At 61.1% G+C, this 8,028-nt stretch carries 5 protein-coding genes; 3 read left to right on the top strand and 2 right to left on the bottom strand.

All coding sequences use genetic code 11. From position 1 onward, the window contains the following. Positions 1 to 610: 610 nt before the first annotated feature. Positions 611 to 3,394, top strand: a complete 2,784-nt coding sequence (gene ileS / locus NW838_RS03995; protein ID WP_414427542.1) for an isoleucine--tRNA ligase — start codon at positions 611 to 613, stop codon at positions 3,392 to 3,394. A gap of 88 nt (positions 3,395 to 3,482) precedes the next feature. On the opposite strand, the gene NW838_RS03990 is transcribed toward ileS, so the two are convergent. Further along, positions 3,483 to 4,865 carry a dihydroorotase gene (locus tag NW838_RS03990; protein WP_414427541.1) on the bottom strand — a complete coding sequence of 461 codons (1,383 nt, stop codon included), beginning with the start codon at positions 4,863 to 4,865 and terminating at the stop codon, positions 3,483 to 3,485. Between the two features lie 2 nt (positions 4,866 to 4,867). After that, positions 4,868 to 6,268 carry a histidine phosphatase family protein gene (locus NW838_RS03985; protein ID WP_414357301.1) on the bottom strand — a complete coding sequence of 467 codons (1,401 nt, stop codon included), beginning with the start codon at positions 6,266 to 6,268 and terminating at the stop codon, positions 4,868 to 4,870. Between the two features lie 334 nt (positions 6,269 to 6,602). On the opposite strand from NW838_RS03985, the gene murQ reads away from it, so the two are divergent. Beyond that, positions 6,603 to 7,532 (top strand): N-acetylmuramic acid 6-phosphate etherase, encoded by a 930-nt coding sequence (gene murQ / locus NW838_RS03980; RefSeq protein WP_414427540.1) that lies wholly within the window; start codon positions 6,603 to 6,605, stop codon positions 7,530 to 7,532. Between the two features lie 21 nt (positions 7,533 to 7,553). Beyond that, positions 7,554 to 7,877 (top strand): hypothetical protein, encoded by a 324-nt coding sequence (locus tag NW838_RS03975; RefSeq protein WP_414427539.1) that lies wholly within the window; start codon positions 7,554 to 7,556, stop codon positions 7,875 to 7,877. The last annotated feature ends 151 nt before the right edge of the window (positions 7,878 to 8,028 follow it).

Raw genomic sequence — 8,028 nt, 5'->3', positions numbered from 1 at the left:
AGAGCAGGCTCAGGGCTACTGAAAGCCCGCTCCGTACCGATTAGCGGTCGGAGCCGGGTAGTTTACACGCCCGTCCATTCCAAGCCCCGCTACAGCTATCTGCAAAACTATCCGCTCTCTCCCACCCCCAAGGCAACAACAGGCGGTCAGGGAAAGAGCGGTCTAGCGGGCCTTCAACTGGAACCTGACTGCCGGGAGGAACTCCAAGCGAGCCAGAACGCGAAGACTCTTCAGCAGACTGAAGGATCTAAGTTCAGACCGTTAGAGAACAGCCCCGGCGCACAGCCGGCTGAACCCAACTTGACGACCCTTACAACTACTACTATCTGGCATCCGCAGGAACCTCCCTTACTCAACGACACCCTGAGACTAGCACAAATCTTTTCTTGTTTTCTCGATCAGGGAGTTCATGCGGTGGTTTGTTGGAGCCGTTTGAGAGCTCCAGGCGCTCTGGGTGACCGTGGGCTTCGGATCCCCTGTCCCACAAGAGGGGTGAGGGATGGACTGCTGAGGATGAGGCGACAGCGTAGGATAGAGAGACGCCCTTTAGGTTGCTCGAGTTGCCGTGGACTACAAAAGTACCCTCAACCTGCCCCAAACTCAGTTTCCCATGCGGGCAGAGGCCGCCAAGAGAGAACCCGCCATTCAAGCCTTTTGGCAGGAAGAGCAAATCTACCAGCGCCTTGCCGACCACAATCCTGGGGATCCCTTTGTCCTGCACGATGGACCGCCCTACGCCAATGGCGATATCCACATGGGCACCACCCTCAACAAGATCCTCAAGGATATCGTCAACAAGTACCACATCCTGCAGGGGCGCAAGGTGCGCTACGTGCCCGGCTGGGATTGCCACGGCCTGCCCATCGAACTGAAAGTGTTGCAAAGCCTCACTCCGCAGGAGCGGGAAAACCTCACCCCTCTGCAGCTGCGACAAAAAGCCAAGGAGTACGCCCTGCACTACGTTGATGTGCAGCGGGCCAGTTTTCAGCGCCTGGGGGTATGGGGATCCTGGGATCGGCCCTACCTGACGCTGTCGCCGGAGTACGAAGCCGCACAGATTGAGGTGTTTGGACAAATGGCCCTCAAGGGCTACATCTACCGCGGCCTCAAACCCGTCCACTGGAGCCCCAGCTCCCAGACGGCTCTGGCGGAAGCGGAGCTGGAGTACCCTGACAACCACATCTCCCCCAGCATCTACGTGGCCTTTCCCCTGCAGAGCCTCAGCCCGGCGGCGCAGCCGGTTTTGGAGCCTTTCATGCCGGGCCTGCGGGCAGCCATCTGGACCACCACCCCTTGGACGATCCCGGCCAACCTGGCTCTCTGCTTTAACCCCAAGCTCACCTATGCAGTGGTGGAGTCTCCCCGCTTCGGCCTGCTGTTGATCGCCGCCGATCTGCGGGAGCGGCTGGAGAAGGTTCTGGAGACGCCTCTGGAGATCAAGGCCACCCTGCCGGGATCCGCCCTGGAATACAGTCAAGGACGGCACCCCCTCTTTGACCGCGCCAGCCTCTGCGTGCTGGGGGACTATGTCACCACCGAGTCCGGCACCGGCATTGTGCACACAGCTCCGGGGCATGGGGAAGATGACTTTAAAACCGGCCAAAAGTACGGTCTGCCCATTCTCAGCCCTGTGGACGATCAGGGGAGATTTACCGCCGAGGCCGGATCCCAGTTCGTCGGGTTGGATGTGCTCTCCAAGAAGCCGGAGACCAGCGGCAATGCTGCCGTGATCCAGGCTCTACAGGCTGCGGGGGCTTTGCTCAAGGAAGAACCCTACAACCACAAATATCCCTACGACTGGCGCACGAAAGAGCCAACGATTTTCCGGGCCACCGAGCAGTGGTTTGCGTCTGTAGCTGGCTTCCGGGAGCTGGCCCTGCAGGCCATTAAAACCGTGAAATGGATCCCGGCCATCGGGGAGAACCGCATCACTGCTATGGTGTCGGAGCGCTCGGATTGGTGTATTTCCCGCCAGCGGGCTTGGGGTGTGCCCATCCCCGTCTTTTACGACGAAGAAACCGGCGAGCCCTTGCTCACCGCCGAGACCCTCGACCACATCAAGGCCATCTTCGCCCAAGAGGGATCCGACGCCTGGTGGCAGCGCCCAGTGGAAGAGCTGCTGCCGGAGAAGTACCGCCACAATGGCCGCACCTACCGCAAAGGGATGGACACCATGGACGTGTGGTTTGACTCCGGCTCTTCCTGGGCAGCGGTGGCCAAGGCCCAAGGGCTGGGCTACCCGGTGGATCTGTATTTGGAGGGCTCCGACCAACACCGGGGCTGGTTCCAATCCAGTTTGCTTACCTCCGTGGCCGTCAACGGCCATGCCCCCTACAAGGCGGTGCTCACCCATGGGTTTGTGCTGGACGAGAAAGGCCAGAAAATGAGCAAGTCCCTGGGGAATGTCATCGATCCGATGGTGTTAATTAACGGCGGCAAAGATCCCCAGACGGATCCCGCCTACGGGGCGGATGTGCTGCGCCTGTGGGTCTCCAGTGTGGACTACTCCGGGGATGTGCCGCTGGGCAAGACCATTCTTGGGCAAATGGCGGATGTGTATCGCAAAATCCGCAACACAGCTCGCTTTTTGCTGAGCAACCTCTACGATTTCAATCCGGCTCAGGATGCCGTTCCTTTTGCAGCCTTGACGGAGCTAGACCGCTACATTTTGCACCGCCTGCACGAGGTGGGATCCGAGATCGGCGAATCTTTTGCCAGCTATCAGTTCTACCGCTTTTTCCAGGCGATTCAGAACTTCTGTGTGGTGGATCTCTCCAACTTTTACCTGGATATTGCCAAGGATCGCCTCTACATTAGCCATGCCCAAAGTCTACGGCGGCGCCAATGTCAAACGGTGCTCTCCCTGTTGCTGGAGAACTTGGCCAAGGCCATCGCCCCCGTTCTCTCCCACCTGGCCGAAGAGATTTGGAGCCATCTGCCCTATCCCAAGCCCACCCGTTCGGTGTTTGAGGGGGGGTGGATGAAGCTGCCGGAGCACTGGCGGGATCCCCAGTTGGCGGCCATTTGGGAGCAGCTGCGAGAGGTGCGCCAAGAGGTGAACAAGGCTCTGGAGCAAGCCCGTACCGGTCGCGTTAGCGGGACGGAGTCCTTTAAGCCCATCGGCGCTTCCACCGAGGCCAAGGTAATCCTGAAGGTAGCGGATCCCAGCCTATACGCTCTTTTGCAGGAGCGGGCTGCCGAGTTGCGCTACTTGTTCATCACCTCACAGGTGGAACTGGAGAAAACCTCAGGTCAAGGCTTGCAGATCTCTGTTTTTCCGGCTGACGGCCAAAAGTGCGTGCGCTGCTGGAACTATTCCACCCGTGTGGGGGAATTTGCCGAACATCCAGAGCTGTGTGAGCGTTGTGTAGCCGCTCTGGCCGGGGAGTTTTGAATTCGGGACCCCGTCCCGCTGGCGGGAAGGGATCCCCCTCTTTGAATTGGCTCTTTCTCCGGACAGGTCTTGTCGGCCTTCTTCGGGATCAAGGGGCAGAGCTGCGGGAGGGGATCTCCTCAACATGGGTGTGCAGCACTTTGCCGCACAGGGTTTTCTCCAGCCAGGGAGTCGCTGGCGATCGGGAGTGGAGAGTGGCAACAGAAACCGTCCAGGGGTGGGTGGGATCAAACAGCACCCAGTCGCTGTGGGGGGTAAGGGTGGGCGGATCTAGGTTTAGGCAGCGGGCCGGGTACAGGCTGAGGGCAGACCACAGTTGCAGCGCCGTCAGGGATCCCGTTTCTACCAAATGGTGCCACAGCAGCGGCAGAGCCAGCTCCAGGCCCATCGCCCCCGGCGGAGCATCGGCAAAGGGCAGGGTTTTCTCTTCGTAGGTGTAGGGGTGGTGATCCGTAGCGATCCCCAGGCTGCCGGAACGGATCCCGGCGATCAGAGCCTCCCGGTCGCCGGCGCTGGGAAGAGGGGGCAGGAGACGAAGGTGGGGATCGTAGCGATGCTCAAGGACGGCCTCTTCGGACAAGATCAGGTGCATCCAAGTGGTGCTGGCGGTAACCGGCAGTCCTTCTGCTTGGGCCTGTTGGATCAGCTCCAGGCTGCGGGCTTGGCTCAGGCGCATGATGTGCACGGGCGGGGGGGAAGGAACGCTCCTGATCATCTCCAGAAGGCGGGCCAGAGCGGCAGTTTCAGCACTGGCAGGGATCCCTTTCAGCCCTAGGCGCAGCGCCCAGATCCCTTCGTAGAGGCTACCTTGCCCGGCCAAGGTGGGATCCCAGGCCCAGAGCAGCAGGGGTTTATTCTCCAGCCGCAAATACTCCAGAGCCCGCCGCACCAAAGCCAAGGAGCGCAGTGGCTGAACCTCTGCAAAGCCAACTGCTCCCGCTTGCGCCAGTTCTCCCCAGGGGGTTGGAGTTTCTCCTTGGCCACCCACGCTCAGGGCAGCCCAGGGCAGCCAGCGGGGATCCCCACGTTGGCGGGGGTAGCGGTTCAAGTGCTCCGGGCGATCCAGCACCGGAAAAAAGCCGCTTCCGGGAAGGGGGGTGGGCAGAAGCCCCACCTGGGTAAAGCCTCCCGCCAAAGCCGCTGCAGCCAAAGAGGTCAGGGTTTCCCGACTGTGGGCCAGAAAGTGCTCCGCACCGCTTACGCGACCGCTGCCAACCATCTCGCCGCTGTGGGCATACAGATCCAGCAAACCCGGCCCCACCACCCAACCTGAGCCATTGATGGTGGGGATATCGGCAGGGATCCCTGCCGGCTCGGTGGCCCGCAGACGACCCTCCTGCAACCACACATCGGTTACTTCATCCCGCTGACGCCAAGGATCCAACAGGCGCACTCTCTGGAGACACACATCTGGTAAGGACTCCGTCCCGCTAACGCGACCGGTCAGCTTGCGGAGAGGAGAGGATCCCATCTTCACAAAGCTCCGGCAGTGGTGCAGTCCAGGATCTGGCCGGACAGATGGGTGGTGAGGTTCAACACCTTCAAAACCGGGGCACCCTCCTTGCCTTCTGGATAGTCGATCACCGTAATGGCGCCATTCCCCTGCTTGAAGATCCAAAAGGCTTGGGGGGAAAGGTCGAACAACTGACAGATGATCGCCTTGTTGATGGCATCGTGGGCAACAACAACCGCCGTGCCCTGAGGAAACTGGGCTGCGGTGATGGCCAAAAGCTCCTGCCAAGCGGAGCGAGTGCGCTCCCACACCTGGTGAAGGTTTTCCCCATTGGGCATCTGCACACTGGCGGGATCCCGTTGCCAGCGCTCCAGCTCGCCGGGGTATTCGGCTTCGACTTCGCTTTGCAGCTTGCCCTCCCAGTCGCCGTGGCAGATCTCTTGCAAGTCGGGCATTGGGCGCAAAATGAGGTTGCTGTGGTTGCTGCAGATGGCATCGGCTGTGGCCCAAGGGCGCTTCAGGGGGCTGGAGAAGGCCAGTTGCAGAGGTTGAGTGGCCAAAAATTCTGCCACCTTGGCTGCCTGTTCCTCCCCGGTGGCATTGAGGGGGATATCCCGCTGCCCTTGAAAACGGCGCTCTCGGTTCCATTGGGTTTCCCCATGCCGCACCAGCAAGATGCGCATCCCCTGCTTGCGCTTGGGCAGGGCTTGGCCGAGGTGAGCGGTGATGTTCAGAGATTCCAGTTGTGGCGGCCCCTGCAGGCCCTCGGGAAAATTGAGAACGCTGATGGCGCAGTTATCCTGCCCAAGGCGGTGATAGTGGTGTGGCCCCAGGCCGATGGCGGTGCTGACCAGGGCGCGATTGATGCCGCTGTGGCCCACGATGAGGATATTGAGGGGCTGCCTTGGGGAGGGATCCGCTCCATGGTTCCAGGGGCCCGAAGCCGATTGCAGATGGAAAGCCAGCATTTCCCAAAACCCCTGCGCCTGCTGCCAGAGATCCCGCACTGGAAAGCGGCCCTCCAGCTCCAGGTTGTCGGGATGGTGCCGCCACAGGTGGTAATCTTCGGGGTATTTCTCCTGCACCTCGGCAAAGGTCAGCCCTTCCCAGGCCGTCAGGTCGATCTCCCGCAGTTGATCGGTGATGTGCAGAGGGATCCCTTCTCGGTCTTTCAAAATGACGCGAGCGGTATCGAGGGCGCGAGACAGGGGGCTGCAATAGGCGCAATCCAACGGGATCCCGGCCAGGGCCTCGGCTACACGCTGCGCCTGCACTTCTCCAGTGGGGGTGAGCCGGGAGAGATCGGAGCGGCCTTGGATGCGATTTTCCAGGTTGAAGGTGCTCTCACCATGGCGCACGATCAAGATGCGCAGGGCAGGCTGGTCGCGGTAGCGGGACGGAGTCCTTGCCATCGCTTGCATGGACTTACTCATCGCAGTAGCGGGACGGAGTCCTTAGAACACCTTCTAGAGTACCGCCACTGGGCGGCGCTCGCCTTCGTCAATTCACCGGTTGGGCTGCCGACTGAGGCGTATTTGGGCTGGTCGCCGCCGGTGATGAGGGCATCCTGGGAGAAGGACTACCGTGGCCGTGCTGCGTTCCCGTTGGCAGGGGTTTTGGCGGGAATGGATGCTGGCGACGCTGTTGGCGCAGTTCTTCTTCCGTTTACTGATCCCTCAAGAGATCCCTTGCCACCGCTAGATAGAATCTGAGGGGACAAAACGTGGGATCCCTCTCCCCTAAGCAAGCACTGCTATGGATTCTCCACAAGTGGCCGGGGATCCCGGATCCCTGACCGAAAGCCCCAACCCGGCTACAGCCGAGATCGACCGTCTCAGCACCTTGGAACTGGTGAAACGGATCAACGCCGAGGATCGGCAGGTGCCGGAAGCGGTGGCTGCTCAGGCGGAGCCGATTGCCCAAGCCATCGATGCCATTGCCCAGCGGATGCGTCACGGCGGGCGGCTGATCTATATCGGGGCAGGAACCTCAGGTCGCCTGGGGGTACTGGATGCGGCTGAGTGCCCACCCACTTTTGGCACTTCCCCCGCACAGGTGGTGGCTTTGATCGCCGGGGGGGAAAAAGCCCTGACCCAGGCGGTAGAGGGTGCAGAGGACGACGCAGAAGCGGCTGCCCGCGCGCTGGAGGGTCTTCACCTCCAAGCTCAAGATAGTGTGGTGGGAATTGCTGCCAGCGGTCGTACCCCCTATGTGCTGGGTGGGATCCAAGCCGCTAGGAGCATGGGGGCGCTCACGATTGGCCTGGCCTGTAATCACCCTTCTCCTCTAACCGAGCAGGTGGATATTGCTATTGCCCCTTTGGTGGGGCCGGAGGTAATCCTCGGATCCACCCGCATGAAAGCCGGCACAGCCCAAAAGCTGGTGTTGAACACGATCTCCACTGGAGTGATGATCCGCTTGGGCAAGACCTATGGCAACCTAATGGTGGATCTCCAGGCCAGCAATGCCAAGCTCAAGCAGCGGGCGGAGCGAATGGTGGCCCTAGCCTGCGATCTGGATCCCGCCGCGGCTGCCCAATTGCTGCAGGCTTGTGATGGAGAGGTGAAAACCGCCATCCTTGTGGCCTTGATGGGGTGCTCTGCTCAGGAAGCTCGTCAGCACTTGCAACAGGCCCAGGGCAACATTCGCCAGGTGCTTGATTCCGTTCTGGCGCAGCGGCGGTGACAATAGTTGAATGGCTTGTCCATGAGCGTTTGCGGCTACCTCTACACGCCTTCCCATGCCCCTTTGCCGGAACAGGAGTTGGCCTGGCTCAAGTTGCGAGGGGCCGATCCCATCCTGCACGATTGGGGATCCCGAACCTATCTGGAGGAGCTGTTCCGGCGCATCACAGCCGGCTGGGTGCAGGAAGTGCTGCTCTTGCGCCTGGCGGATCTGGGGGATCGGGCGGATGAAATTCACGAGCGGCTGCTGCAACTCCAACACTCCGGGATCCGCCTCAGCTTGGTCACCGAATCCGGTCTGCAAGCCCGCGCCGGGGGGGGGGGGTGGCGGCCCACTAGGGGGTGAGGGCAAAAGGGCGCGCCTGCCCGTTCACGCTCACGCTGGGGGAAACAGTCCCTGCCTCGGGGATTCCGTATCGAGCCGCTGTGATCCGTATACCAGTCGCTCGGTCAGAGTTCTTGGATTGCCCCCCCTCCTGCAGGTTCCCCCCGCTTCT

This window comes from Synechococcus sp. R55.2 (genome assembly GCF_047462075.1).
Classification (GTDB): Bacteria; Cyanobacteriota; Cyanobacteriia; order Thermostichales; family Thermostichaceae; genus Thermostichus.
This window is presented reverse-complemented; position numbering and strand designations above follow the sequence as displayed.

Coding starts and splice junctions, on each gene's coding strand:
- ileS (WP_414427542.1), top strand. CDS start 611: ATGCGGGCAGAGGCCGCCAAGAGAGAACCCGCCATTCAAGCCTTTTGG.
- NW838_RS03990 (WP_414427541.1), bottom strand. CDS start 4,865: ATGGGATCCTCTCCTCTCCGCAAGCTGACCGGTCGCGTTAGCGGGACG.
- NW838_RS03985 (WP_414357301.1), bottom strand. CDS start 6,268: ATGCAAGCGATGGCAAGGACTCCGTCCCGCTACCGCGACCAGCCTGCC.
- murQ (WP_414427540.1), top strand. CDS start 6,603: ATGGATTCTCCACAAGTGGCCGGGGATCCCGGATCCCTGACCGAAAGC.
- NW838_RS03975 (WP_414427539.1), top strand. CDS start 7,554: ATGAGCGTTTGCGGCTACCTCTACACGCCTTCCCATGCCCCTTTGCCG.